This is a genomic window from Pseudomonas sp. W5-01, assembly GCF_046540435.1.
In the GTDB taxonomy this organism is placed as follows: domain Bacteria; phylum Pseudomonadota; class Gammaproteobacteria; order Pseudomonadales; family Pseudomonadaceae; genus Aquipseudomonas; species Aquipseudomonas graminis_B.
Window position 1 is genome coordinate 580220 of the sequence record NZ_JAXCIP010000001.1, and the last position, 25272, is coordinate 605491.

The 25272-nt window shown below is 61.1% G+C and carries 16 protein-coding genes and 1 pseudogene; 12 read left to right on the plus strand and 5 right to left on the minus strand.

All coding sequences use genetic code 11. The features are described 5' to 3' along the window. Nucleotides 1-4 precede the first annotated feature (4 nt). Nucleotides 5-1246, minus strand: a complete 1242-nt coding sequence (mexE, locus tag SLW75_RS02445) for a multidrug efflux RND transporter periplasmic adaptor subunit MexE (protein ID WP_410933437.1) — start codon at nucleotides 1244-1246, stop codon at nucleotides 5-7. A 663-nt stretch (nucleotides 1247-1909) separates the two neighbouring features. Between mexE and SLW75_RS02450 the strand changes: the two genes are divergently transcribed. The 5 genes and pseudogenes from SLW75_RS02450 to SLW75_RS02470 all read left to right on the plus strand — a co-directional run. Further along, nucleotides 1910-2791, plus strand: coding sequence for an alpha/beta fold hydrolase (locus tag SLW75_RS02450; protein ID WP_410933789.1), 882 nt, complete (start codon nucleotides 1910-1912; stop codon nucleotides 2789-2791). 141 nt (nucleotides 2792-2932) lie between these two features. Next, entirely contained in the window at nucleotides 2933-3442 is a 510-nt protein-coding gene (locus tag SLW75_RS02455; protein ID WP_192130458.1) for a sigma-70 family RNA polymerase sigma factor, read from the plus strand. Beyond that, complete coding sequence (locus tag SLW75_RS02460; RefSeq protein WP_410933438.1) at nucleotides 3439-4404, plus strand: FecR domain-containing protein; 966 nt, start codon at nucleotides 3439-3441, stop codon at nucleotides 4402-4404. Before SLW75_RS02455 ends, SLW75_RS02460 begins: the two co-directional genes overlap by 4 nt. Before the next feature lie 69 nt (nucleotides 4405-4473). Then, nucleotides 4474-6876, plus strand: coding sequence for a TonB-dependent siderophore receptor (locus SLW75_RS02465; protein WP_410933439.1), 2403 nt, complete (start codon nucleotides 4474-4476; stop codon nucleotides 6874-6876). Between the two features lie 155 nt (nucleotides 6877-7031). Next, nucleotides 7032-7190, plus strand: a pseudogene (locus SLW75_RS02470) (NUDIX hydrolase); the annotation flags it as partial. 2 nt (nucleotides 7191-7192) lie between these two features. On the opposite strand, the gene SLW75_RS02475 reads toward SLW75_RS02470, so the two are convergent. Next, nucleotides 7193-8362 (minus strand): mandelate racemase/muconate lactonizing enzyme family protein, encoded by a 1170-nt coding sequence (locus tag SLW75_RS02475; protein ID WP_410933440.1) that lies wholly within the window; start codon nucleotides 8360-8362, stop codon nucleotides 7193-7195. A gap of 112 nt (nucleotides 8363-8474) precedes the next feature. Here SLW75_RS02475 and SLW75_RS02480 point away from each other — a divergent pair, with 112 nt between their 5' ends. Beyond that, nucleotides 8475-9383 (plus strand): LysR family transcriptional regulator, encoded by a 909-nt coding sequence (locus tag SLW75_RS02480; RefSeq protein ID WP_410933441.1) that lies wholly within the window; start codon nucleotides 8475-8477, stop codon nucleotides 9381-9383. A gap of 149 nt (nucleotides 9384-9532) precedes the next feature. On the opposite strand, the gene SLW75_RS02485 is transcribed toward SLW75_RS02480, so the two are convergent. Further along, on the minus strand, nucleotides 9533-10447 hold the full coding sequence (locus SLW75_RS02485; RefSeq protein ID WP_065990323.1) for a LysR family transcriptional regulator: 915 nt from the start codon (nucleotides 10445-10447) through the stop codon (nucleotides 9533-9535). A 474-nt stretch (nucleotides 10448-10921) separates the two neighbouring features. On the opposite strand from SLW75_RS02485, the gene SLW75_RS02490 reads away from it, so the two are divergent. The 5 genes from SLW75_RS02490 (at nucleotide 10922) to pgm (ending at nucleotide 20253) form a co-directional block, all read left to right on the plus strand. Next, nucleotides 10922-11944 carry a zinc-dependent alcohol dehydrogenase family protein gene (locus SLW75_RS02490; protein ID WP_192130475.1) on the plus strand — a complete coding sequence of 341 codons (1023 nt, stop codon included), beginning with the start codon at nucleotides 10922-10924 and terminating at the stop codon, nucleotides 11942-11944. 528 nt (nucleotides 11945-12472) lie between these two features. Further along, entirely contained in the window at nucleotides 12473-13975 is a 1503-nt protein-coding gene (locus SLW75_RS02495) for a hypothetical protein (protein ID WP_410933442.1), read from the plus strand. A 102-nt stretch (nucleotides 13976-14077) separates the two neighbouring features. Continuing rightward, nucleotides 14078-15475 (plus strand): GntR family transcriptional regulator, encoded by a 1398-nt coding sequence (locus SLW75_RS02500; RefSeq protein WP_410933443.1) that lies wholly within the window; start codon nucleotides 14078-14080, stop codon nucleotides 15473-15475. Nucleotides 15476-16164: 689 nt separating this feature from the next. Continuing rightward, nucleotides 16165-18435, plus strand: a complete 2271-nt coding sequence (locus SLW75_RS02505) for an ATP-dependent DNA helicase (protein ID WP_410933790.1) — start codon at nucleotides 16165-16167, stop codon at nucleotides 18433-18435. 174 nt (nucleotides 18436-18609) lie between these two features. Continuing rightward, nucleotides 18610-20253, plus strand: coding sequence for a phosphoglucomutase (alpha-D-glucose-1,6-bisphosphate-dependent) (gene pgm, locus SLW75_RS02510; protein WP_410933444.1), 1644 nt, complete (start codon nucleotides 18610-18612; stop codon nucleotides 20251-20253). 889 nt (nucleotides 20254-21142) lie between these two features. On the opposite strand, the gene SLW75_RS02515 is transcribed toward pgm, so the two are convergent. Next, a complete protein-coding gene (locus tag SLW75_RS02515) occupies nucleotides 21143-21838 on the minus strand; it encodes a pirin family protein (protein ID WP_410933445.1) in 696 nt (231 codons plus the stop codon). A gap of 372 nt (nucleotides 21839-22210) precedes the next feature. Here SLW75_RS02515 and SLW75_RS02520 point away from each other — a divergent pair, with 372 nt between their 5' ends. After that, the gene (locus tag SLW75_RS02520) at nucleotides 22211-24652 is read left to right on the plus strand and encodes a UvrD-helicase domain-containing protein (RefSeq protein ID WP_410933791.1); all 2442 of its coding nucleotides are present in this window, start codon (nucleotides 22211-22213) and stop codon (nucleotides 24650-24652) included. Between the two features lie 18 nt (nucleotides 24653-24670). Here the strand turns inward: SLW75_RS02520 and SLW75_RS02525 are convergent, their stop codons facing one another. Further along, nucleotides 24671-24934: a DUF1652 domain-containing protein gene (locus SLW75_RS02525; RefSeq protein ID WP_410933446.1), complete on the minus strand. Its 264-nt coding sequence runs from the start codon at nucleotides 24932-24934 to the stop codon at nucleotides 24671-24673. Nucleotides 24935-25272: the final 338 nt, after the last annotated feature.

Sequence of the window (25272 nt, forward strand, 5' to 3'; positions counted from 1 at the left end):
TCCCTTAACCGCGTGGCGTGGCGGAAGCAGCGACCTTGGCGTCCAGCTTGGGCTGGGCCTTGGGTGCGTTGCTGGCTTCGAGCGCCTGGCGTTGTTGTTGCAGTGCGGTGAGTGTTTCGTCGCTGGCCATCGGCGTGTCCTGGGGGTCAACCGGTGAACCCGGACGCACGCGCTGCAGGCCGGTGACGACGATGCGGTCGTCTTTGCTCAGACCGCTGCGCACGATGCGCAAGCCTTCAAGCTTCGGCCCCAGATCAACGCTGCGGTAGATCGCCTTGTTGTCCTTGTCGACCACCAGCACGAATTTCTTGCCCAGGTCGGTGCCGACCGCTTCGTCCTTGATCAGCATGGCCGAGTAGGTGCCGCTGCCAACCAGCTTCAGGCGTGCGTACAGGCCCGGGGTGTATTCGCCCTTGCTGTTGTCGAACACGGCCCGGCCACGGATGGTGCCGGTGCGCGGATTGACCTGGTTGTCGACGAAGTTCATCTGACCCAGGTGCGGGTTTTCCGCTTCGTTGGACAGGCCCATGTACACCGGCGTCGTTGCGCCGCGCTTGCCGTCGCGGGCCAGCTGGTTGTATTTGAGGAACACGCGCTCGTCGGCGTCGAAGTAGGCGTAGACCTTGTCGGTGGAGACCAGGCTGGTGAGGATGGTCTGATCGGCGGTCACGATGTTGCCGGCGGTGATTTCCGCACGGCTGACGCGGCCGGTGATGGGTGCCGTAACGCGGGTGAAACTCAGGTTCAGGCGCGCCAGATCAAGCTGTGCCTGGATGGCGGCAACGGCGGCTTTGGATTCCTGGGCGGTGGTGGTGCGTGAGTCGGCGAGTTCGGCGGAGATCGCATTGTTGATGCGCAGACGTTCGCCACGCTGGGCTTCATTGGTACTGCGCTGGGCAGCGGCCTTGGACTGCTGCAGTTGCGCTTCCAGACGATGCACTTCCGCTTCGAACGGGCGGGGGTCGATCTGGAACAGCAGGTCGCCTTTCTTCACCAACGCGCCATCAGTGAAGGCAACCGAATCGATCTGGCCGGAAACACGCGGACGAACCTGAACGGTCTCCGGCGATTCCAGGCGGGCGGTGACTTCGTCCCACTCGTTGACCGGTTGCTCGATCACCTTGGCCACGTTGACTTTCGCCGCCGCCGGCGCAACCGTCGCTTCAGGCGTCCGGCCGCACGCGCTGATGACCACAAGGGTCAACGCGGCGAGGGGATAGCGCAAAGGAGTTAAAGACTGAAGCATGGGAGAATCCGCCGATGTTATTGAGATGGGCGGATAATGTTCTCGGGGGTGTTATTGCACGAATCGAATGACACGAAGGTAACTATCAGTGGTAATGATGTTCGGCGTCATAAAAGGTCTGCAATTGATAGGCTGCACCGCCCTGCAGCGTCTTTCTATACCTCCATTATTTGAGGGCTTATTGCGTTGATCCACCCTAAGCCCCAATGAAATTCCAAGCCGGTCGTACCGGGATGCCACGGTGCCTTTAGTGGGATCGGCTTCAGCCGGGAAGAGGCCGGCATCAACACCACACATTTGCAGCGTGACCACTGATGCATTCCCGGCTAAAGCCGGTCCTACTGAATGCACGCGGGCTCTGAGCGGGTCCGAGTTGCTATCGCTGCTCACATGAGGCCTGGCAACGTTGCAAAAACCGCAATGGTGAGTTGAGTTTTCTGGTGATTCACGACGGTCACTGCCGGCAATAGGCTTCAGCATGAATCCACTCATGCAGGTCTCCCAATGACTACCATCGATTCGGCCACCTCCTCGAACATCAAGCCTGGCGTCAGTCGCCGCGGCATCTTGCAAGCGTCCGCGGTGGGCGCAGCGTCCGCGGTCGCTGCTTCATTCGTGGGCGCTGCATCCGCCAGCTCACTCCCATCCGCTCAGCAGGGCAGCATCGAGGTCGATGGTGCATTCGATGTCAGGTTCCACACGCAAAAGGTCGGCAACGTCGAGGTGTTCTACCGCGAAGTCGGCGCCAAAGACGCTCCTGTGCTTTTGCTGCTCCACGGCTTCCCGAGCGCAAGCCACATGTTCCGCACCTTGATGCCGTTGCTGGCCAGCCAGTACCGCCTGATCGCGCCGGATTTGCCCGGTTTCGGCAACACCCAAGCGCCGCCGCGGGGCCAGTTCGATTACACCTTCGACAACCTCTACAAGGTGGTCGAAGGGTTCACCGAGGCGCTGGGGCTGACTCAGTACGCGCTGTACCTGTTCGACTACGGGGCGCCCACCGGCCTGCGCCTCGCCGCCGCCAACCCGGAAAAGGTGACGGCCATCATCAGCCAGAACGGCAACGCCTACCTTGAAGGCTTCAGCGATCAGTGGGATCCGTGGCAAGCCTATTGGCGTGATCCTTCGGCGGCCAACCGCGAAGCCTGTCGCCCGTCGCTGTCGCCGAAGACCATTCGTGATTGGCAATACGGCACCGGTGCCGATCCCGAGAAGCTCTCGCCCGACGGCTACAACCTGGACATTTTTTACATGGCCCGGCCCGGCGCGGAGGACATCCAGCTGGACCTGATTCTCGACTACCGCACCAACGTCGCCGCCTATCCCGCGTTCCAGGCGTATCTGCGCACGCACCAACCGCCGTTGCTCGCCGTATGGGGCGAGCACGACCCGGCCTTCATCCCGCCGGGTGCGCTGGCGTTTCGCAAGGACATCCCCAACGCCGAGGTCCATCTTCTGGACGCCGGACACTTTGCGCTGGAGACCCATGCGCCCGAGATAGCGCAGTACATTCGCGATTTCCTGGCGCGCAAGCTGAAGGCGTGAGAACGCCTGTGTTTCGGCGTCATCAAGCGGTGATGCGCTGAGGCGCTTGCTCGGGCCTTTTAATAAAAGAGCATGGACTCGGCATAGCGCACTGATTAGAATCATTCGCATTTGGCGCATCCATCGCTCAAGGCTCCTGTCATGATTGACACAGCGACGCTCCCTCCGCAGACCCTGCATTCCCTGTACCGCGACCATCACGGCTGGCTTGAAAACTGGCTGCGCAAGCGAATGGGCAATGCCTGGGATGCGGCGGACCTGAGCCAGGACACCTTTTTACGGGTGCTGTCCAGCTCGCAACAGATCGCCGATATGCGGGAACCACGGGCATTTTTGCTGACCGTGGGCAAGCGCCTGCTCAGCAATTTCTACACGCGGCGCAGTCTTGAGCAGGCCTATCTGGAGGCGTTGGCCCGGTTGCCTGAGGACAGCGTGCCGTCTCCCGAACAGCGCTGGCTGCTGCTGGAAACCCTGCAAGCACTCGACGAGTTGCTGGACGGTCTGCCGGCGGCGGTACGTCGGGCATTTCTCTGGAGTCAGCTCGAAGGCCTGGGCTACCGCGACATTGCGCAGCGCCTTGAAGTGTCGGAGCGCACCGTCAAACGCTACATGGCGCAAGCCTATGAGCACTGCCTGCTGGTGGATTGGTGATTCGGTCGTCACCTTCGAACGAAGAGCGCGAGGTGATTCGCAGCGCTGCACGATGGCTGGCGCTGCTCGAGTCCGGCAGTGCCAGTGAAGAAGATCACCTCATGCTGCAGCACTGGCGCGACAGTGCGGTCGACAACGAGCGCGCCTGGCAAAAGGCTCAGCAACTGCGCCAGCGTTTTTCGACCTTGCCGGCCAATCTGGCAATGGCGACGCTGGACCGTCCCGACCCGGCTCGACGTGCCGCGCTGAAAAGGGCATTGGGCGTTGTCGCACTGGCTCCGGCGGTTTGGCTGCTGGCGCGTCAGTTACCGCTGGAGGTCTGGCGCGCCGACCTGCACACCGCCATTGGTGAACACCAGCGACTGACACTGGCCGATGGCAGTGTCCTGCAACTGAACACCGACAGCGCCGTCAACGTCGATCTCGGTGCCCGGCAGATCACGCTGATACGCGGGGAAATCGCACTCAACGTGCCGGGTAGCGCGCCGTTGTCCATCGACGGTCCCTACGGTCGTGTCAGGGTCAGTCAGGGTGAGGTCTGCGTGCGTCTTGACCCGAACGGCTGCCGGGTCTCGGTGGTCCGCGGTTCGGTGCAGGTCCATCCGTTGCAGGGCCCTGCGCTGGTTTTGCAGGCGCAACAGCAGATCAGCCTGCGCGCAGACGGCGCAGGGCCGGTCACCGCGTTCGACGCCATGCTGCCCGGCTGGCGAGACGGCGTGCTGACTGCGCAGAATCAGCCGTTGGGCGATTTTCTGCGAGAGCTCGGTCGATACCGCCCCGGCCTGCTGCGTTGGGAGCCCGAGCTTGAAGCATTACGGGTCACCGGCAGTTTCAAGCTCGATAACACTGACCGGGTTCTGTCGCTGCTGGCAGCCAGTCTGCCGGTAGACATTCATATGCGCACCCGCTACTGGGTCACCCTGGCGCCCCGAAAAAACACACCCGCAAAAAATAGTGCGTGAAGCCTGTCCCTTTTTTTCGTCCCGCCGGTCATTCCAGGTAGTGAAAAAAAATGACGAGAGCTTTCCTTTATGTCCGCAGTGTCTCCCCACCGTTTGCGCCCGCTGTTGCATTTCAGTCTGTTGCTGACCCTGAATTCCAGTCCTCTGTTCATCTCGACCAGCTGGGCCGACACCGCGAACAGGCGCGCCTACGAAGTGCCTGCTGGCACGCTGAGTGCCGCGCTCACCCGGTTTGCCGGACAGGCCGGCGTCAACCTGTCGGTAGACCCTGCGCTGGTGAACGGACGTAACAGCGCCGGGCTGTCGGGCGACTTCGCAGTCGAAGAAGGCTTCACGCGACTGTTGCAGGGCACTGGCCTGCAACTGGTGTCCGTCGGCGATCAGGCGTACACGCTGATTCCTGCCGTTCAAAGCACGAGCCTGCAACTGGCGCCGACGTCGATTGTCGGCGACGTAGGCTCCACAGACGGTCAGGAATATGCAGGCGGTCAGGTGGCGCGCAAAGGCTCGCAAGGCATGCTCGGCTCGCGGGATTTCATGGAAACGCCGTTCAGCATGACCACCTACACCCAGGAGGCGGTGAAAAACCAGCAGGCCCGCACGTTGGGCGACCTGATTGCCAGTGACCCGTCGGTGCGCTCCACCAACCCGGCGGGCGGACGGTACGAACAGTTCACCATTCGTGGTCTCAGCCTGTTCAACAGTGACGTTTCCTACAACGGTCTTTACGGCATCCTGCCCACCTACACCATCGACATGGAGATGGCCGAGCGGGTCGACATCCTTAAAGGCCCCAGCCAGATGATCAACGGCATCTCGCCCCGTGGCAGCGTCGGCGGGGGCATCAACGTGGTGCCGAAACGGGCAACCGACAAACCTATCACCGAATTCACTACCAGCTATGCCTCCAAGGGACAAGTCGGCACCGCTGTGGACGTGGCTCGCCGGTTCGGTGAAGACGACAAATTCGGTATCCGCTTCAACGGCGTCAAACAGTCTGGCGATACCGAGTGGGACCACCAGAGCGTCGACCGCGAGATGGCGGTGCTGGGGCTGGACTTCCGGGGCGAGCGCTTGCGCCTGTCGACCGATATCGGTCACACCGAACGTGACACCGACGCACCCCAGGAGCGCGTGCAGGTCGGTGCCAATGCCAAAGTGCCCAACGCCAGCGATGTGCGCGACAACTATGCGCAGGCCTGGAGCAAGGCGCGCACCCGTGACACCTTCGGGGCGGTGAATGCCGAGTACGACGTCAATGATTCGGTCATGCTCTACGGCGGCGTCGGTGCGCGCAAAAGCAACCATGAGTTCCTGCGCCACGCGGTGTCGGTGACCAACAATGCGGGCGACTTCAGCGTGCAGCCCCGCGACTTTACCCGTGACGAAAATGTCCGGACGGCCAACGCCGGGGTGCGCAACTGGTTCCACACCGGTCCGGTCAGCCACGAGGTCAATCTGGCTGCCAGCTATTTCTACATGGACTTCGAGAACGGCGGCGCGCGCTATGCGTCCTCGCCCAGCAACCTGTACGACCCGGTCGAGACGCCGACTCCCGTCAACCCGACTCGATCCGACGCCAAGGTCTATACCGAAAACCGTTTCAGCGGCCTGGCCTTGACCGACACACTGGGTTTTTTCGATGACCGCCTGCTGCTGACACTCGGTGCCCGCTGGCAGCGGGTCAAGGTTGATGACTGGACTGACAACGTCAGGGGTGACACCGCCTACGACGAGGAGAAGGTTTCGCCGTCAGGTGGCATTCTGTACAAGGTGACTGATGACTTGTCGGTGTACGCCAACTACATGGAAGGCCTGAGCCAGGGCAAAATCGCGCCGTCTACCTCGATTAATGAGGACGAGATATTCCCGCCGTTCGTCAGTCGTCAGGTCGAAGTCGGTGCCAAGTATGACCTGGGATCGTATGCGTTCACCGCCAGTGTGTTCCGTATCAAGCAGCCGGCTTACGAGACCAACGCCACGTCGCGGGTCTTCGGCCCCAATGGCAAGCGTCAGAATGACGGTGTCGAGCTGACGATGTTCGGCGAACCCCTCAAGGGCTTCCGCCTGCTGGGCGGGGTGATGTACATCGACAGCGAACTCACCCACACCGTCAACGGTCAGTTCGATGGCAACCGGGCACCTGCCACGCCCGAATACAACGTCAACCTGAGTGCCGAGTGGGACGTGCCGCAGGTCAAGGGCCTGACCCTTACCGGACGGGGCATCTACACCAGTTCGCAGTATCTGGACCAGGCCAACAGCAAAAGCATCGATTCGTCCGAGCGGTTCGATGTAGGTGCGCGTTATGCCTTCAAAGTCGACCAGAAGGACATCACGCTGCGCGCCAATGTCGAAAACGTCATGGACAAGCGTTACTGGGCCTCCGCCGGCGCGTCGGATGACAGCGAGCCCGGCTTGACACTGGCAACTCCCAGGACCTATCTGCTGTCCGCGACCATCGGTTTTTGAATGCAGTTGACTGCCCCGACTACCGGGATACGCGGTGCTGTGAGTGGGGCCGGCTTCAGCCGGGAAGTGGCCGGCATGAACACCCGTACATTTGCAGCGTGACGCCCGATGCCTTCCGGGCTAATGCCGGTCCTGCATCCGAATTCAGCATTCACATACTGGAGCACACATGTCGCCACCTCGCCATCTGCGTCTTCCATCACCAAGGCAGGATTCTCGTCAACGCGTTCCCTGATCCAGTGAAGCAGCAAACGCTGTTTCGTCCTCTGGGCGGCGGCATCGAATTCGGTGAGCGGAGTGCCGACACCATCGTCGTTCAGCCCTCACCCAACTCGCGCATCACGGCGTACAAGGCGGACTTCGCTTCAAAGCCAACGCCAGGAATATCCGGTAGGCCGACGTAGCTGTTTTCCACCTTGATCCCGTCGGCGAAACCGCCGAAGGGCTGGAAGACGTCCGGGTACGACTCATTCCCGCCCAAGTGCAGGCCGGCGGCGATGTTCAGCGACATCTGGTGACCACCGTGGGGCACCACTCGGCGTGACGACCAGCCCATGTCTTCCATCACTTTCAGGGTGCGCATGTATTCCACCAGTCCGTAGGACAACGCGCAGTCGAACTGCAGAAAGTCGCGATCAGGGCGCATACCTCCGTGGCGCAGCAGGTTGCGCGCGTCCTGGTGGGAGAACAGGTTTTCACCCGTCGCCATGGGCAATTCGTAATGATTGGCGAGCTCGGCCTGGAGGGCGTAGTCCAGCGGGTCACCGACTTCTTCGTACCAGAAAAGGTTGTACGGCTTGATGGCTTCGGCATACGCAATGCCGGTTTCCAGATCAAAACGGCCGTTGGCATCGACCGCCAGACGACGCCCGTCACCCACCACCTCAAGCACCGCTTCGATGCGACGGATGTCATCGTCCAGCGGCACGGCACCGATCTTCATTTTGACGACGTCATAACCGCGATTCAGGTAGCTCTGCATCTCTGCTTTGAGCTTGGTCTGGTCTTTGCCGGGGTAGTAATAGCCGCCCGCGGCATAGACCCAGACTTTGTGATCGGCCACGCCGTTACGGTAACGGTCAGCCAGCAGGCGATACAGGGGTTTGCCTTCGATCTTGGCGACCGCATCCCACACGGCCATGTCGATGGTGCCCACCGCGACCGAGCGTTCACCGTGGCCGCCCGGCTTTTCGTTGGTCATCAGGGCTTTCCAGATGGCGAACGGGTCCAGGTTATTGTTCTCGTGATCGACAAGGGTGTCGGGGTCCGCTTCGGTGATGCGCGCCAGAAAGCGGTCACGCATCAGCGCGCCCTGGCCGTAGCGACCGTTGGAATTGAAGCCGTAGCCGATGACAGGTTTACCGTCACGAATCACATCAGTGATCACCGCAACGACCGAGCAGGTCATCTTGGAAAAATCGATGTAGGCGTTGGCGATGGGCGAGGCGATGGAGACGGTTTTCTCACGAATGTCGACGATGCGCATGGCAGGTTACTCTTGTTTTTCGTGCTGTTGTTCGTGGCCCCACGTTAGGCTTTGCGACGTCGCCCGCCCAATGCTATTAATGCCGCACCCTATGCACAGGAGGCATGGCCCCTTGGAACTCGTCTGGCTCGAAGACCTTTCAGCGCTGGCGGAGTACGGCAGCTTTGTCCGCGCCGCTGAAGCCCGACACGTGACCCAGCCGGCCTTCAGCCGCCGCGTCCGCTCGCTGGAGAGCTGGATGGGGGTGGAGTTGTTCGTGCGCACACCCCAAGGCGCAACACTCACCGAGGCGGGAAGGCAAATTCTGCCCAGTGCTCAGGAGGCGGCCCGTCACCTGTACCGGATGCGCAACGAGGCCCAGGAAGTGGCCGGGATGGCAGCGCGGTCACTGAAATTCGCGGCGACTCATTCCCTGTCGTTCACCTTCTTTCCCAAGTGGCTGCGAAGCTCGGAAAACGCCGCGCTCATCGAAGCCGTGCAGCTGCATTCCGACAGCATGGCCGTCTGCGAGCAGATGCTGATCCACGGTCAGGTGCAGTTCATGCTCTGCCATCGCCACCCCGACGTGCCGCCGCTGCTGGCGCCTGATCAGTTCATCAGCAAGAAGGTGGGCGAGGACGTGCTGGTGCCTTTGGCGAGCACATCGACCCGATTCGGTACCGCGCCGGCGGCGTTGCCGTATCTGGCGTACACCCACGAATCCGGGCTGGGACGTATCGTTGCCCACAGGCTGCGGGGCAAGGAAGATTACCTTCACCTCAAACCCCTGTTCAGCAGCCACCTTGCGGCGGTGCTGATGTCTATGGCGCTGGAGAGCAAAGGCGTGGCGTGGCTGCCGAAGAGCCTGACTGAGCAGGAAGTGCTGGAAGGGCGACTGGTTAGAGCGTTGGACGAGAGCTGGGACATTCCGCTGGAGATTCACCTGACCCGGCCGAAGGCGCAACTGAGTCAGGCGGCGGAGGCGTTTTGGGGCGAAGCGGGGAGCGGCGTTGAGTTGCCGTTGGGAGGATGGACTGGCTGATGCGACCTGCAGTCGAAACCCTTAACCTGACCTCGAAAATGTTAACGAGGCCGGGCTTGCAACCCAAACCGATAATACGTTTGGGCGAAATTGATGACGCTAGCTAATCTTCATATCAATTCAGCTGCTCTCGACGAAAGCGATACATTTCAAAGGCTGTCCGGATCCCCAAAAAACATCTGAATCCGCGACCGCAACCATCTCTCCCCCGGATCATTGTCCTGCGACCCGCGCCAAGCCATGTGCAGCTCGAACGTACGCGATTCAATCGGCAACTCCTCCGAGCGCACACCACCCGCAGCCGTCAGCACGGCAGCCGCGTAATCCGGCACGGTCGCCACAATGTCAGTCCCGGCAATCAGCGTCGCCAGCCCGTTGAACTGCGGAACCGCCAGCACGACGTGGCGTTTGCGGCCGATTTTTTCCAGGTGTTCGTCGATGAAACCGCCCAGGTCGCCGGCAAACGACACCAGTGCGTGAGGGCGGGCGCAGAAGTCGTCCAGGGTGATCGGCCCCGGCATGGTGTCGGCGCGCAGCAGTTTGGGTTTGCTGCGGCGCAGCACTTTGCGCTTGGCGTTGGCGGGGAGGTCGTCGGTGTAGCTGACGCCGATGGAGATTTCGCCGGAGGACAGCAGTGCGGGCATCAGGATGTAGTTGGTGCGACGCACCACCAGCACGATGCCCGGGGCCTCCGAGCGCAGGCGCTTGAGCAGTGAGGGCAGCAGGGCGAACTCGACTTCATCGGACAGGCCGATGCGGAACACGGCGGTGCTGGTGGCCGGGTCGAAGTCGGCGGCGCGGCTGACGGCGGTGGAAATGGAGTCCAGGGCAGGGGACAGCAGACCAAAGATCTCGATGGCCCGCGCGGTGGGTTCCATGCTGCGGCCGGTGCGCACGAACAGCGGATCGTCGAACAGCCCGCGCAACCGCGACAACGCCGCACTGATCGCCGGCTGACCGAGGAACAGCTTCTCGGCCGCGCGGGTGACGCTGCGTTCATGCATCAGTGTTTCGAAAACGATGAGCAGATTGAGGTCGACGCGACGCAGGTCGTTGCGATTCATGACGGGGGTCTCGGGGACATGGGTCGATACAGGTTCAAAACAGCAGCGGCGGCCCAGACGCACGCCACGTGTTCAACTCAGGCAGGGATATTACGGGTAAATACCGGTTGTCTGCATCGTTGAATTTTCCGGCGTGTCTGGAAATGCGCTTCGTGCGCTGCCGCCGATAGGCGCCGATGAAACCTTGACGGGCAGAAACACACCAATCCCTATGTACTGGCCCTTTGTAATCTGCGTCGATGCAGCCAGCGTGGCGCCCGGGATTCATCGATATTGGGCCACCGGGTTGCAATGTCGCCGTGAGCACCCAACAATGTGCGCCCTGCAGGCCCGGGACGGCTGCTACAGATTCGGCGACCGCTTGCCCCATCAGAATCGACAGCAGGCATGTTGACTATTAATAGCCACTGATAGTGTTACCGGCGGCGTCCGGATAGAGTTCAGGGCATCAAGGTTCATAAGGCGAGGTTCGAAATGTCCCGCACGATCCGTTTTCATCAGTTCGGTCCGGCCGAGGTGCTCAAAGTAGAAGAGCTGCCGGTCGCGTTGCCTGCACCCGGTGAGGTGCAAGTGCGCGTCCAGGCGATCGGCGTCACCTGGTACGACGTGCTGTGGCGACAAAATCTGGCTTCATCCCAGGCTCGCCTGCCGGCCGGTCTGGGTTCCGAAATGGCGGGCGTCATTACTGCCATCGGCGATGGCGTGACCGACCTGAAAGTGGGCGACAAGGTGGCCAGCTTCCCTTCGGCTGACGTCAATGTGTACCCGGTCTATGGCGAGCTGATCCTGTTGCCGCGCACTTCCGTGACCCATTACCCGGACGTGTTGACGCCCAATCAGGCGGCCGTTCACTACACGCCGATGCTGGTGGCGTACTTTGCGTTCGTTGAACTGGCACGGGCCAAACCCGGGCAAACGGCGCTGGTGACCGATGCCAGCCATTGCGCGGGGCCTGCGTTCCTGCAGCTGGGCAAGGCGCTCGGCGTCAAGGTGATCGCGGCGACCAAGACCGACGCGTGCCGCGAATACCTGCTGAAAATGGGCGCGGACAAGGTGATCGTCACCGAAGAAGAGGATTTGCTTCTGACGATCAACCGCTACACCGACAACCGCGGCGTGGACATTGTCCTCGACGGTCTGGGTGGTCCGCAGATGTCGATCCTGGGTGATGTGCTGGCGCCACGTGGCAGTCTGATTCTCTATGGCCTGCAAGGCGGCAACCAGACGCCGTTCCCGGCGTGTGCAGCGTTTCAGAAGAACATTCAGTTCTTCGTGCACTGCGTGGGCAACTTCACCGGCAAGCCGGAGTTGGGCATCAAGCAGGACGAAGAGGCGATCAAGCGGGCGTTGCGCGACATCAACCAGATGACAGCGGATGGCATGCTGGTGCCGCAGATCACCAAAGTGTTTCCCTTCGATCAACTGGTCGAGGCCCACCGTTTGATGGACGGTTGCCCGGTAGGCGGTCGTGTGGTGGTTGAGGTCGATCCATCCTGAGTGCAGACCATCGCGCTCATTGAATGCTCGACGCTTTTGATCCGGCGTCGGGATTGAGGTGTCGGAGACCGATTTGAAGGTATCCGCCCTGTCAGTCACGGGTCATGTTGTATCACTCAAGCCTTCCCGAATCTTCTGGAAGGCTTTTTGTTTATGGAGTGTTTAATATATTGATCAACGCGCGTCATGCGTGGCGTTGACAAGTATTTTAAATGCAGTCGAATCAATACATTGCCCGTTTTACTAAACACAGCTTTAAACAGTCCTGTTTAATTCCGATTCGGATTTGTCGAAAGGAGAACATTCACGTGTCGGCAGTGACTGGCTTGTAATTGTTCTGTAGGCGTCGATAATAGTTTCAATAATTAAATGCTCAAGGAACGAGTCGATGCCTATTGACCTGCCGCCCTCTGCTTTGCCTGGTAATCGGTCCGCCGCGGCCATAACGGTTGGGCCAGCCTCCTGCAGGGATATCAAGCTTCTTATGGCCAACAGTGTCGCCAGGCAGATCAGTCGGGTAGTGAAGCCATGAGTTCAATGCACGAACAAGCCATGAACTATGTCTATCAGCAAGTGCTGCAGCGTCTTTCAGGTTATTTGAATCGCAACGAACGAACAGCGCTGCAGTTGTTGATCCAGCGTTTGATTGTCGCCGCAGGCGGAATTGACAGGATTGGCGGCTATAAAGTGTTGGTGGCATTTAGCGGCGGCAAAGACAGCGCCTATACCGTGGCCATGTTGCGTGCTGCGCAACTGACCATCGCCGCACGCGGGCCGGCAACGTTCAGGCTGCAGGTTGCCAACATGCGTCATGCGGGCATTACCTCGGCGGTAATGGGCAACATCGACCGCTGCTATTCGGCGCTGTTTCTCCACGACGACCCGAGGGTCGAGCTGCTGGTGATCGATCATCAGTACGTGCAGATCTTCGAGCCCGATTTGCCCTTTTCGACGGCGGGTCGTGAACAGAATCGCTCCGACCTGCTGCTGGGCGGCCACCTGACCGCTGGCGATGCGCGAACCACCTTCTGCAACAGCTGTTATCTGGGCATGGCGGATTTCCTGGTCCGCGCTGCCAGCTGGGGTGACGGCGTCCACGCGGTAATCAGCGGCGACTCGCTCAAGGAGCAGAAACAGTACGCGACCTGGATCATGCGTCTGGCGCGCCATGGCGGTCGAAAAGTCGACCCCTGGCACACCTTGGGTTTCAGCGGAGCATTGAGCGTCATCGACAGGGTCGGGCGCGCCTATTACGAGGAGCTGTACGGCGAGGCGGCAGACGGGACGGGCTACGGCCGGCCACCGGTATACCCGCACCGCAACATCGCCCCGACGTTGCTGACTGCCGCGGACCTCATCGGCTTTCGCACGGAGGAACACTGGGGGCTGCTCACTGACTTTCTGGGCTTCCGCTTTGATGACCTGGCGTTCAGCTTCAGCGAATCGGACTGCGCCAACCCGCTGCTGATGGCCCACCTGCGCGGGCTAAAGGCCGAATTCATTGAGGGGAGGGCGTACAGCGAGGGCATCGCCGAGTACCTGCAGCTGGCGGGCGCCATGATGCGCCGCAAACGCATGCCCGCTCGATTGATCGCCCAGGCGCTGGCCGCCTACGACAGCCCGGAAAAAATCGACGACCGCCGTCAGCTGGCCGAAGGCTACGGTCAGGAGGCATTTGGCCTGGGCGAGACGCAATGGGTGTGCCTGCTGTTCTCGCCCTTCGTCGACGCCGGCGCCCGGCTCGAGGATTTCCTGCGTCGGTATCACCCCGGCATGCTGGTAGGGCTCAGCGATCTGCACAAGACCCTCGCCGGTGAGATCGTCCCGGACCTGGTGCCGCACTGGCTGGTGGAAGTCAGCGGCCTCAGTCTGAAGGGACTGCAATCGCTGTACGCCAAGCGCCACGTGGACTTCAACGACGACCAGTCGATCATCACCCGGGTACGCGCCAGCGACCCTGACAAACGCCGGGTGGCGACGGTCGATCCGCTCACCGGCGCACGGACCACGGAACTGATCTCGGGGCGCTGAAGGCTGTTTTATGAACTGATGCGAAGTGATGCGACGAGCCTCGGGCGGTCGACGGGGTTCTTTCTCAATGACCCTGCGCCTGGCGCATGGATGGGGTGTTCGATGAATCACAACAAGACCGACTTTGCCTACCAGAGGGTGTACCGCTACCTGCTCAGGCTGACCAACGAAATGTCGTCCGGGCCGGCTGTACGTCTGCCTTCGTTGCGGCTGCTGGCGCGAAGGCTGCGCGTTTCGATTTCCACGGTGCAGAACGCCTACAGCCTGCTCGAAAAGGAAGGACGAATCTGTTCCGTGCCCAAGTCCGGCTATTTCGCGCTGCCCAATCCCTGTAACGATATGCCGCTGGAAGGCGATGACGTGTTCACGCGTTTCCATGCCAGCGCCCGGCGCCCGGACATGTTCGTCTTCGGCGCCGATGAGCCGACGCTGTTGGTGTCGCTTCACGGTGCGCTGCTAAGCGTTGAGCGCGACCTCATGCGTCACTACCCTTGCCAGCCCGACCCGCGTTTTCAGCCCTTCGGCGATGTCGAGCTGCGCACGGCCCTGGCGGGCCACTACACCTCTTCCACCGAGCATTGCTGGCACCCGGACAACGTGTTCATCGGGCCTGACAAGACCGGCGTGCTGAAGACGGTCATTGAAGCGTTGCAACTGCGTGATTGCGCCGTGCTGGTGGAGTCGCCGTGCGGCTGGAGCATTCTGCGCACACTGCAGGCCTACGGGATTCGGGTGATTGAAGTCTGCACCGACGCGCAAGGGGGCATCGACGTCGATGAGCTGGGTGCGCTGATCCAGCAGGAAGGCGTGAAAATGGCGATTGTGTCGTCGCGGATGGACCCGGTTCGCGGGCAATTGATGCCTTCCGCCCAGCGTGTGCGGATGGCGGAGGGGTTGAACCTGCAGGGATTGTGGGTGCTGGAGAACGATACCCATGGCGGCTTATGTTTCGAGGAGGGCCGTTCGCCGTTTCGGGATTTGATTGATCCGCAGCGGCTGCTTGTGCTGGGGGCGTTCGACAAGATGATCGGACTGGAGGCGCCGTTCGGGTATCTGTTGAGTCGGCATTCGCGGGCGCTGTTGCATCAGCAGTGGGTGTTGCGTTCGTTCCGTTTGCCGCCGGTTCGGCAGAAGGCGATTGCGCGGTTGTACGCGTCGGGGCAGCTGGATCGACACATGGGTGAGTTGCGGGGTTGTCTTGAGCGGCGGGTCGGGGAGTTGGTGAGTGGGGTGGAGCAATATCTGGGGGATGAGGTGGCGTTTGTGCGTCCTCTGGGTGGGGCGTCGATCTGGCTGGAGAGTGTGCATCGGGTGGATACAGCGCGGGTGTTCAATCGGTTGCTGGAGCAGCGGATCGTGGTGGCGCCGGGGGAGTTGTTCAGTGTGCGGGGGTTGCATCAGCAGTGTGTGCGGGTCAGCGCGACGGTGGATTGGGATCAGAATATTGAGTCGATGCTGGTGATTATTCGTAATGCGCTGGTGCAAGAGCGGATGGGATAGGTCCCTTTCAGATCAAGATCCTTAAGATCAAGAGCGTCTGCCTGGGGGCAGACTGTTTCGCCTTCGGCGAGTTACTTGGAAAAGTCGAAAGTCGCACCATCCCCAAGTAACCAAGGGTGCTTGCTCTCGGTTGGGTTCCTCCTTCGTTGGAATACCCTCACTCCGACGACGCTCCGTGGGCCCGCGCCGAACGGACATCCATGTCCTGACGGCGCTCTCGCCGCATCCATGCGGCTCGGCCCACTGCGCGTCGTCTACGTTCGGCCTGCACCAAAGTCGCGTTTGGTGTCGTTTGGGCGTTTTGCGTAGGAAGATCAAGATCAAAAGCGTTGCGCAGATCAAGAGCTTCCCGGCTGAAGCCGGTCCTACGGTCGAGGTCGCCGCAAATCCCACTGTACGCATGCGATGCCTTTGTAGGACTGGCTTTAGCCGGGAAGAGGCCAGTTCATACAGCATCGATTTTGATCCTGAAACCGGCTTGGTTGATCGTTCCCACGCTCTGCGTGGGAATGTATCCCCTGGCGCTCTGCGCTGAAACCTGTCCGCCAATCCATTTCCGTTTGCCTCGACCGCATTGAGCTGTTATCTGTACGTCCGTCCAGTGTTCCGATCGACGGCCAGCCTTTTCAGTGACTTCCATTTCCAGCATTTCCCCCGATACCCGCGCAGTTTCTGTCGAGCCTGTGGCGGTGGCGGCTGTCGATCCGGAAACGGGGTATCGGGTCGCAGTGCGGGAGTTGTGTGAGTTTACGGCGAAGGCGGGGGATTTGGATTTGCGGTTTACGCCGTCGCCCACGGCGCAGGAGGGGATTGCCGGGCATCGGACGGTGGCGGCGCGGCGTGGGCCGCAGTATCAGACCGAAGTGGCGTTGAGGGGGGTGTTTCATGAGCTGAAGATTCGGGGCAGGGCGGATGGTTACGACGCTGCGCTGAACCAGCTCGAGGAGATCAAGACCTATCGCGGCGACCTGAGCAGCATGCCCGCGAACCATCGGCAGCTGCACTGGGCCCAGGCGAAGGTATATGGCTGGCTGCTCTGCCAGCAGTTGCAGCTGGCCGAGGTCAATCTGGCGCTGGTGTACTTCAACATCATCAGTGAGCAGGAAACCCTCATTCAGCAGTGTTTCACCGCGGCCGAGTTGCAGGCATTTTTCGAAGCTCAGGCAGGCATCTTTCTGCAGTGGGCGCGGCAGGAGCTGGCCCACCGCGATGCCCGCGACCATGGGCTCAGCGTTCTGAAGTTTCCCCACGCCGATTTCCGTACCGGGCAGCGGGCGTTGGCCGAGTCGGTGTACAAGGCGGTGAGCACCGGGCGCTGTTTGATGGCCCAGGCGCCCACCGGCATCGGCAAGACCATCGGCACGGTGTTTCCGATGCTCAAGGCCGCGCCGACGCGCAAGCTGGACAAGGTGTTTTTCCTGACCGCCAAGACCCCGGGCCGCAAGCTGGCGCTGGATGCGCTGAGCGTGATTGGCCGAAGTGCGCCGGAGCTGAACCTCCGCGTGCTGGAAATGGTCGCGCGGGACAAGGCCTGCGAATACCCGGACAAGGCGTGCAATGGGGATTCATGCCCCCTCGCCAAAGGTTTTTACGACCGACTGCCGGCGGCGCGGAGCGAGGCGATGATCAAGCCGTGGCTCGATCAGGCAGGCGTGCGTGAGGTTGCGCTGGGCCATCAGGTTTGCCCGTATTACCTGAGCCAGGAGCTGGCGCGCTGGTCGGACGTGGTGATCGCCGACTACAACTACTATTTCGACCTCAGCGGCATGCTGTTCGGGCTCAGTCAGTTCAATCAGTGGCGGGTCGCGGTGCTGGTGGACGAGGCCCATAACATGGTGGAGCGGACGCGGTCGATGTACAGCGCGACCCTGGATCAGCACAGCATGAATCAGGTGCGACAGAGCGCGCCGGAGCCGGTGAAAAAAGCCCTGCAGCGGCTCAATCGTGACTGGAACGCCCTGCACAAGGAGCAAGTCGCGCCGTATCAGGCCTACGCCGCCACGCCCGCCAAGTTTCTGAACAGCCTCAATCTGTGCATCACAGCGTTCGGCGACTACTTCAATGAGCACCCCCACGCGGCCAACGGCGAGCTGCAGAGCTTCTATTTCGAGGCGATCCAGTTCGGTCGTATTGCCGAGCTGTTTGACGAACACTTCCTGTTCGACATCAGCAAGCGTGAGCTGGGCAGCAAGTCGCTGTCGCGCCTGTGCCTGCGCAACGTTGTGCCGGCCGGTTTCGTGCGTCCGCGCCTGACCGCTGCGATCAGTGCGGTGCTGTTCTCCGCGACCCTCAATCCACGGCATTTCTACCGTGACTTGCTGGGCCTGCCCGACACCACGGCGTGGGTCGACGTCGAGTCGCCGTTTCAGCGCTCGCAGCTGGACGTGGAAATCGTCAGCCGCATTTCCACCCGCTACTCCCATCGGCAGGCCTCGCTGGCGCCTATCGTCGAGCTGATGGCGCGGCAGTTCGAGGCGCGGCCCGGCAATTATCTGGCGTTTTTCAGCAGCTTCGATTACCTCCAGCAAGTCGCCGAGCTGATGGAACGCAGCCACCCTGATGTGCCGGTGTGGAAACAGTCCCGGGGTATGGCCGAGGCGGAACGGCAGGCGTTTCTCGAGCGCTTTACGCCAGCCAGTCAGGGCATCGGTTTTGCGGTGCTGGGCGGCACGTTCGGCGAGGGCATCGACCTGCCGGGGGCGCGGTTGATCGGCGCGTTCATTGCCACCTTGGGCCTGGCGCAGATCAACCCGGTCAACGAGCAACTCAAGCAGCGGATGAGTCTGTTGTTTGGCGCCGGTTACGACTACACCTATCTCTACCCCGGCATGCAGAAAGTGGTACAGGCCGCCGGCCGGGTGATTCGGGGTCTGGACGATCGCGGCGTGGTGGTGCTGATCGACGATCGCTTCGCCGAGCGCAAGATTCAGCAGCTGTTGCCGGCGTGGTGGCAACTCTGATCAGCCTCTGTTAATTGTCTCAGGACGTTACGGATCAATAGCCGAGCGCCACGGTCCAACTGCCAGTAAACTGCCGCGCTAATGGCGTTTCAGGCGGCGGTTATGGTTGTTTCCCGCCTCGTCGGGACCATTTCTTTTTGTCATTTCCCTATTTTTCATCCACGGAGGTTTCGCATGAGTATCAGTCCATTCGCGGGCAAATTGGCGCCTGCAGAATTGCTGGTCGATCTTCCTCGTCTGGTGACGGCCTATTACACCGGCCAGCCCGATGCGTCGGTGGCGACCCAGCGTGTTGCCTTCGGTACCTCCGGGCACCGCGGCAGCTCTTTCGAATTGAGCTTCAACGAGTGGCACGTGCTGGCCATCAGTCAGGCGATCTGCCTGTACCGTCAGGCCAACGGCATCGACGGCCCGCTGTTCCTCGGCGCCGACACCCACGCCCTGTCGACCCCGGCGGCCGCTTCGGCGCTGGAAGTGCTGGCGGCCAACGGCGTCAACGTGATGATTTCCGAGGGCGACGAATACACCCCGACGCCGGCGATTTCCCACGCCATCATCTGCTACAACCGCGGGCGCACGACCGGTCTGGCCGACGGCATCGTCATCACCCCTTCGCACAACCCGCCGGAAAGCGGCGGCTTCAAGTACAACCCCACCAACGGCGGCCCGGCTGACTCGCACATCACCAAGTGGATCGAGAACAAAGCCAACGAATTGCTGGCCGAGCGCATCGTCAACGTCCAGCGCATCACCCACGAAAAAGCCCTGCGCGCCGACACCACCCATCGCCATGACTACATCAACACCTACGTGGCGGACCTGAAAAACGTCATCGACATGGACGCCATTCGTGGCGCCAACCTGCGCTTGGGCGTTGATCCCCTGGGTGGCGCGGGCGTGCGTTACTGGTCGGCGATCGGTGAGCATTACGGCCTGAATCTGGACGTGGTGAACAAATTCGTTGATCCGACCTTCCGCTTCATGAGCGTGGACTGGGACGGCAAGATCCGCATGGACCCGTCGTCCAATTTCGCCATGCAGAGCCTGATCGGCCTGAAAGATCGCTTCCAGGTGGCCTTCGCCTGCGACCCGGACCATGACCGCCACGGCATCGTGACGCCAACCGGTGGCTTGCTGGCGCCGAACAATTACCTGGCGGTGTCCATCGATTACCTGTTCCAGAACCGTCCCGATTGGCGCGCAGACGCGGCCGTCGGCAAGACCGTGGTCAGTAGCGGGATGATTGATCGCGTGACCCAGCGTCTGGGCCGCCGCCTGTATGAAGTGCCGGTGGGCTTCAAGTTCTTCGCCGAAGGTTTGTACGAGGGTTCGCTGGGCTTTGGCGGTGAAGAAAGCGCCGGTGCGTCGTTCCTGCGCCGCGACGGGACGGTCTGGACGACGGACAAGGATGGTTTGATTCCGGCATTGCTGGCCGCGGAAATCCGCGCGCGCAAAGGGCGCGATCCGAGCGAGATGTACAAGGCGTTGACCGATGAGTTGGGCGAGCCGGTCTCGACCCGCTTTGAGGCGAAGGCGAACTTCGAGCAGAAGGCGCTGTTGAGCAAGCTGTCGCCGGAGCAGGTGACATCGACGGAGCTGGCGGGGGAGAAGATCGAAAGCATCCTGAGCAAGGCGCCGGGCAATGATCAGGCGATCGGTGGCCTGAAGGTCATTACCGAGAATGGCTGGTTTGCTGCGCGGCCGTCGGGGACTGAGGATATTTACAAGATCTATGCCGAGAGCTTCAAGGGCGAGGATCACCTCAAGCGTCTGGTGGCTGAGGCGCAAGTGCTCGTTGACGGCGCTATAGCGCCTTGAAAGTGTGTAGGGGACTGATTTATTTACAGCGCTCCACCGTAAATAAATCTGTCCCCGGTTAAACCTGCGCTGTGGCGTACGAAGATCAAGAGCGTCTGCCTAAGGGCAGACGTTTCGCCTTCGGCGAGTTACTTGATAAAGCCCCAAGTAACCAAGGGCTAGTGCTCCCGGTTGGGCTCCTCCTTCGTCGGAGTTCCCTCACTCCGACGACGCTCCGTGGGCCCGCGCCGAACGGACATCCATGTCCTAGCAGCGCTCTCGCGGCATCCATGCCGCTCGGCCCACTGCGCGCCGTCTGCGTTCGGCCTGCACCCAAGTCGCGATTTGTGGTGTTTGAGCCATCGCGGAAGAAGATCAAATCAAGATCAAGTACAGATCAAAAGCTTCCCGGCTAAAGCCGGTCCTACAGTCCGCGCCAATTCCATCGATTGCACGCGTTGCTTTGTTGATCGTGCCCACGCTCCGCGTGGGCATGCATCTCGGGACGCTCCGCGTCCATTCCCGGCTAAAGCCGGTTCCACTGAATACACGCGGTGTCCTGTATGACCGGCTTCAGCCGGGAAGCTTTTGACCTGCATCTGCCCTTGATCTGCTCTTGATCTTCTTACACAAAAATCCCAAACACCGCCAATCGCGACTTGGGTGCAGGCTGAACGCAGGTTTCGCGGAGTGGGTCGAGCCGCATGGATGCGGCGAGAGCGCCGTCAGGACAGGGATGTCCGTTCGGCGCGGGCCCACGGAGCGGGACCGGAGTGAGGGTACTCCGACGAAGGAGGAGCCCAACCAGGAGCAAGCACCCTTGGTTACTTGGGGTGCTTTTCCAAGTAACTCGCCGAAGGCGAAACAGTCTGCCCTTAGGCAGACGCCCTTGATCTTGATCTACCGCTTTTCAAGCGACATCCACGAGGACGATTTCGCTGTCTTCGAGGGCCGTCACCCGCAACACACGCTCATCCTCAACCGCCACACCATCTCGCGCTTCGGCACGGAGACCATTGACCTCAATAACACCCGTCGCAGGCACCAGATACGCCCGGCGGCCAGCATCCAGCACATACTCAGCCGACTCCCCGGCCTTCAGATTCGCCGCCACCAACCGGGCATTGGCCCGAATCCGCAGCTCGATATCATCGTCCGCCTTGCCGCTCGCCAGCGTCACAAAGCCCTCGCGGTCGCCTTTCGGGAATGGCTTGGCGCCCCAGGACGGCGGAGCACCGACCTCGTCCGGCATGATCCAGATCTGGAAAATCCGCGTCTCCTTCGACTCCAGATTGTATTCACTGTGCGCCACCCCCGTGCCGGCACTCATCACCTGCACATCACCCCCCTCGGTACGGCCACGGTTGCCCAGGCTGTCCTCGTGAGTAATGGCGCCCTCACGAACATACGTGATGATCTCCATGTCCCGGTGCGGGTGACGCGGGAAGCCCGTCCCGGCTTCGATCACATCATCGTTCCACACCCGCAGCTGGCCCCAGTTCATGCGGCTCTCGTCGTAGTAACTGGCGAACGAAAAATGGTGATGGGCGTTCAGCCAGCCGTGGTCGGCGCCGCCAAGGGATTTGAAAGGTCGAAGTTGCAGCATGATCACTTCCTCCGTAGCAGGGCCGGGCCTGTGGCAGGGCGCCGCTGGTGATGACTTGTTAGTCGATGGGGCCATGATCTATCAGCTAATTATCGATAAAAAGCGTAAGTTCTGCATGAATGCAATCGGTTAATTAGATATTTAGCCGTTCTTACACGCTATAAACCCGTTGCCCTTTATCGGCTAACTCCCTGACGGCAAAGCATTTCACTGGTTCTGAAAGACGAATGGGGCGACCATAGGTGCCCTGTCGATAACCCGATACCCGGAGCCCGCGTGCCGCACGATTTTTCCGCCGAGCTACCCAACGAGCCCAACTCACTGCCGCCTGACCTCAACACCCCCGAACGCCTGCCGTTCTTCAAACGGCTCATGGCCCGCATGATGGGCGGCGGTCTGTCGCGCATGCAGGCGCAGCACGTGCCGTCGTGGCACCAGGGCCACGCCGATGGCTACCTCAACGGCCATGCCGAGGGCATGAACGAGGGTTACGCCGAGGGGCATCTGGATGGCATCGAAGAAGGCCGGCAGGTGCTGGTGATTCGCGACACCCGGCCCCTTGAGCACCGCGGTCCGCGGGTTGACGATCACCTGTTCGACGACTGGCGCCTGCCACTGACCAACGAGTTGAAAAAGCGCATCAAGGCTGACGTCGCCGAGAAGCTGCCCGCTCACGCGCAACCGACCGCCGCCCAGTGGAAGATGATTTTCAGCGACACGCCGTCGACCTACGTGATTGCCGGTGCCGGGGCAGGCAAATCGACCTCGCTGGTGTTGCGCGTGCTGCTGCTCAATCACTACCTGGGCTTCGAGCTGGACGCCATGACCGTGGTCACCTTCACCCGCGAGTCGCGCAAGGATTTCATCCACAAACTCATCGAGATCATGGCGCTGTGGGGCCATGACCTGACCCTGCGTCAGGCCCGCGAGGTGGTGCGCACGTTCCATTCGCGCATCCTGCCGCTGGTGCGCAGCCTGCCGGGTTTCGAGCAGTTGCAGGCCTTCGAGAACCTCAGCAGCCAGTCCGGCCAGCTCTTCGACGACAGCGCCGACAGCAACCCATTCGACCTGCGTATTAATGACGCCCAGCGCCAGCAGTTGAACCTGTGTTACCGCGATCTGTACGCCGCCAATTCACGCTTTCGTGACGTCATGGCGCCCCTGTACCGGCAGTCCCTGCAACTCAAGGAGCTGGACCGCGATCACCCGGACGTGCAGAAGCGCATCACCGTGATGGGCCTGTCGTCCAAGCGCGACGAGGAACTGTGCGACGTCATTGAAGACCTGTGGATTCGCGCTGGCGCCTGGCCGATCCAGGGCGTCGAGCCGATGCGCCAGACCGTCGAAGTCAGCGGCCTGACCTTCCACGTCCACGGGTATGCCGCCGAGCTGGATGCCTGGATCGTCCTCGGTTTCGACCCCAGCGAAGACCAGCACCTGCGCCGCCCGGACGCCAAGCTGCCGGTGTGGGCCGAGTGGGTGATCAAGCGCACGCTGTTTCAGGCGTTTTGCCGCAAGCCGGTCATCTGGCTGGAAAACTACCAGGCCTCGCGGGGCATGATGCAGTCGTTGTCCGGCGCGGCCGTGGCGGGGCCGGGCTTCGATTACAAGGTCAAAGGCGAGCTGAGCACGGCGCCGCTGCTGGACTGTTTTGTCGCCGCTGCCAGCTTCATCGAGAACCTCGGGCTGGACGTGCCGGACGCCGTGGCGCAGATGAGCTTCTCGGATAAGGACCCCGACCGGTTTTTCTTCGAGGCGCTCAGCCTGTTCTGGAAGGCCTTCGAGAATCACCTGCTGGATCAATCGCCGCCGGTAATGACCTACAACCGGATGTTCTCGCTGTTCGGTGAAAACTCGCCCGAAAACCTCAAGCTGGTCAGCGACGCGGGGCTGCGACCGCTGTCGCATTTGATGATCGATGAGTTCCAGGACGTCTCGCCGCAGATCGTCTCGTGGATCCGCGCCAGCCTGCGCGAGATCCGCAGTCGTGGCCCGGCGCTGCATGTCGGGCGTGGCGCCCAGCGTTCATCGCTGCTGTGCGTGGGCGATGACTGGCAATCGATCTACGGCTGGCGCGGCAGTTCGCCGAAATTCTTCATGGAGTTTGCCAAGGAGTTTTCCTCCCCCGCGACCACCAAGGTCATGCTCAGCGACAACTTCCGCAGCCACCAGCACATCATCGACGCCGCCGAACACATCGTACGCGCCGCGCCGGCCATCAGCGGCAAGAAGGCCCGCGCGAGCGGCGCCGAGCAGGCGCTGCTGCCGGTGACCGTACTGGACCGCGACGATGACCGGCTGCTCGCCAGCCTGACGGAACATTACAATGCCGGCGACTCGGTGCTGCTGCTGTACCGCAAAGGCAGTGAACGCAGCCGCTTGCCGGAAGCCTTGCAGGCCCTCGCCGATGCCGATTACCGGTTGCCGCCCCAGGAACGTCGCCTGAAGCAACTGACCTACCACAGCGCCAAGGGCCTGCAGGCCGACGCGGTGTTTCTGCTCGGCGATTGTCAGCATCTGACGCAGTCGCCGTACAAGAATCAGGTCTATCAGCTGGCGGGGCTGGGCCGGGAAGGGGATCTGGAAGCGTTCGACAACGCGCAGAAAGATGAAGTGTTGCGTCTGGCCTATGTCGCCATCACCCGCGCGGTTCGTCACTGCTACTGGTTTATCGACCCCGCGGGTAACGACGATGCAAGCATCCCGCGCGCGTCGGCGAGGGTTGCAGGGGACAAGCCGTTTTTCGATGATCGCCGAGGCGCTGCTTCACTCAGCACTTCGTTGAGCACGTCACTCGGCACTTCAGTCGAATAGAGCATGACGCCCAGGCCTTCAGGCCCGATTGATGTACAGCGAGCGTCTCGGAATGAAGGTTTCGATCTCCAGTTCGATGGCCTCGATGATGCGCTCGACATCCGTCGCATTCATCACGGTGGCGCAGGGGATGGCGGCGATGGCGATCACCGTCTCGCCGCTGGCCCTGTCGAACAGGCGGGCCACCATACTGCCGGGTGCATCCATGTTGGCTTCGAAGCCCACCGGATGAAAATGCCAGCGCATCAGCTGGCAGGCGTTCGGGAACGTGACTTTGTTCATGGACCCACCTCGTTCAATCGAGCACTTCACAAGCTCCGCAGGGTAGGAAAACGGCAGGTCTGTCCAGGCTTCGGTAGCGATCGACACGTCGCTTGGCCAAGCCCGGCACCCAGACCAAGGGTCAGGTAAAGGTAGCACCGCGTTTAGACCGTGTCGGTAAATAAATCCCGGCCGATGGGAAATTTCATCTTTAGTTGATCTTTGTCATGTGACGCTTATATCCAGGCGCATGTTTAAACAAAGGCTGAATCGTTATAGCTATCTAAAAACTCTCGTACAAAGTTGGCTACCATAAATATATCTCTCTAAACGTTTAAAGCCTTCGCATGAAAGTTAAG

Excerpts from the sequence above, each read along its gene's own strand:
- mexE (WP_410933437.1), bottom strand. The coding sequence starts at position 1,246 with ATGCTTCAGTCTTTAACTCCTTTGCGCTATCCCCTCGCCGCGTTGACC.
- SLW75_RS02455 (WP_192130458.1), top strand. The coding sequence starts at position 2,933 with ATGATTGACACAGCGACGCTCCCTCCGCAGACCCTGCATTCCCTGTAC.
- SLW75_RS02465 (WP_410933439.1), top strand. The coding sequence starts at position 4,474 with ATGTCCGCAGTGTCTCCCCACCGTTTGCGCCCGCTGTTGCATTTCAGT.
- SLW75_RS02475 (WP_410933440.1), bottom strand. The coding sequence starts at position 8,362 with ATGCGCATCGTCGACATTCGTGAGAAAACCGTCTCCATCGCCTCGCCC.
- SLW75_RS02485 (WP_065990323.1), bottom strand. The coding sequence starts at position 10,447 with ATGAATCGCAACGACCTGCGTCGCGTCGACCTCAATCTGCTCATCGTT.
- SLW75_RS02490 (WP_192130475.1), top strand. The coding sequence starts at position 10,922 with ATGTCCCGCACGATCCGTTTTCATCAGTTCGGTCCGGCCGAGGTGCTC.
- SLW75_RS02495 (WP_410933442.1), top strand. The coding sequence starts at position 12,473 with ATGAGTTCAATGCACGAACAAGCCATGAACTATGTCTATCAGCAAGTG.
- SLW75_RS02500 (WP_410933443.1), top strand. The coding sequence starts at position 14,078 with ATGAATCACAACAAGACCGACTTTGCCTACCAGAGGGTGTACCGCTAC.
- pgm (WP_410933444.1), top strand. The coding sequence starts at position 18,610 with ATGAGTATCAGTCCATTCGCGGGCAAATTGGCGCCTGCAGAATTGCTG.
- SLW75_RS02515 (WP_410933445.1), bottom strand. The coding sequence starts at position 21,838 with ATGCTGCAACTTCGACCTTTCAAATCCCTTGGCGGCGCCGACCACGGC.
- SLW75_RS02520 (WP_410933791.1), top strand. The coding sequence starts at position 22,211 with ATGGCCCGCATGATGGGCGGCGGTCTGTCGCGCATGCAGGCGCAGCAC.
- SLW75_RS02525 (WP_410933446.1), bottom strand. The coding sequence starts at position 24,934 with ATGAACAAAGTCACGTTCCCGAACGCCTGCCAGCTGATGCGCTGGCAT.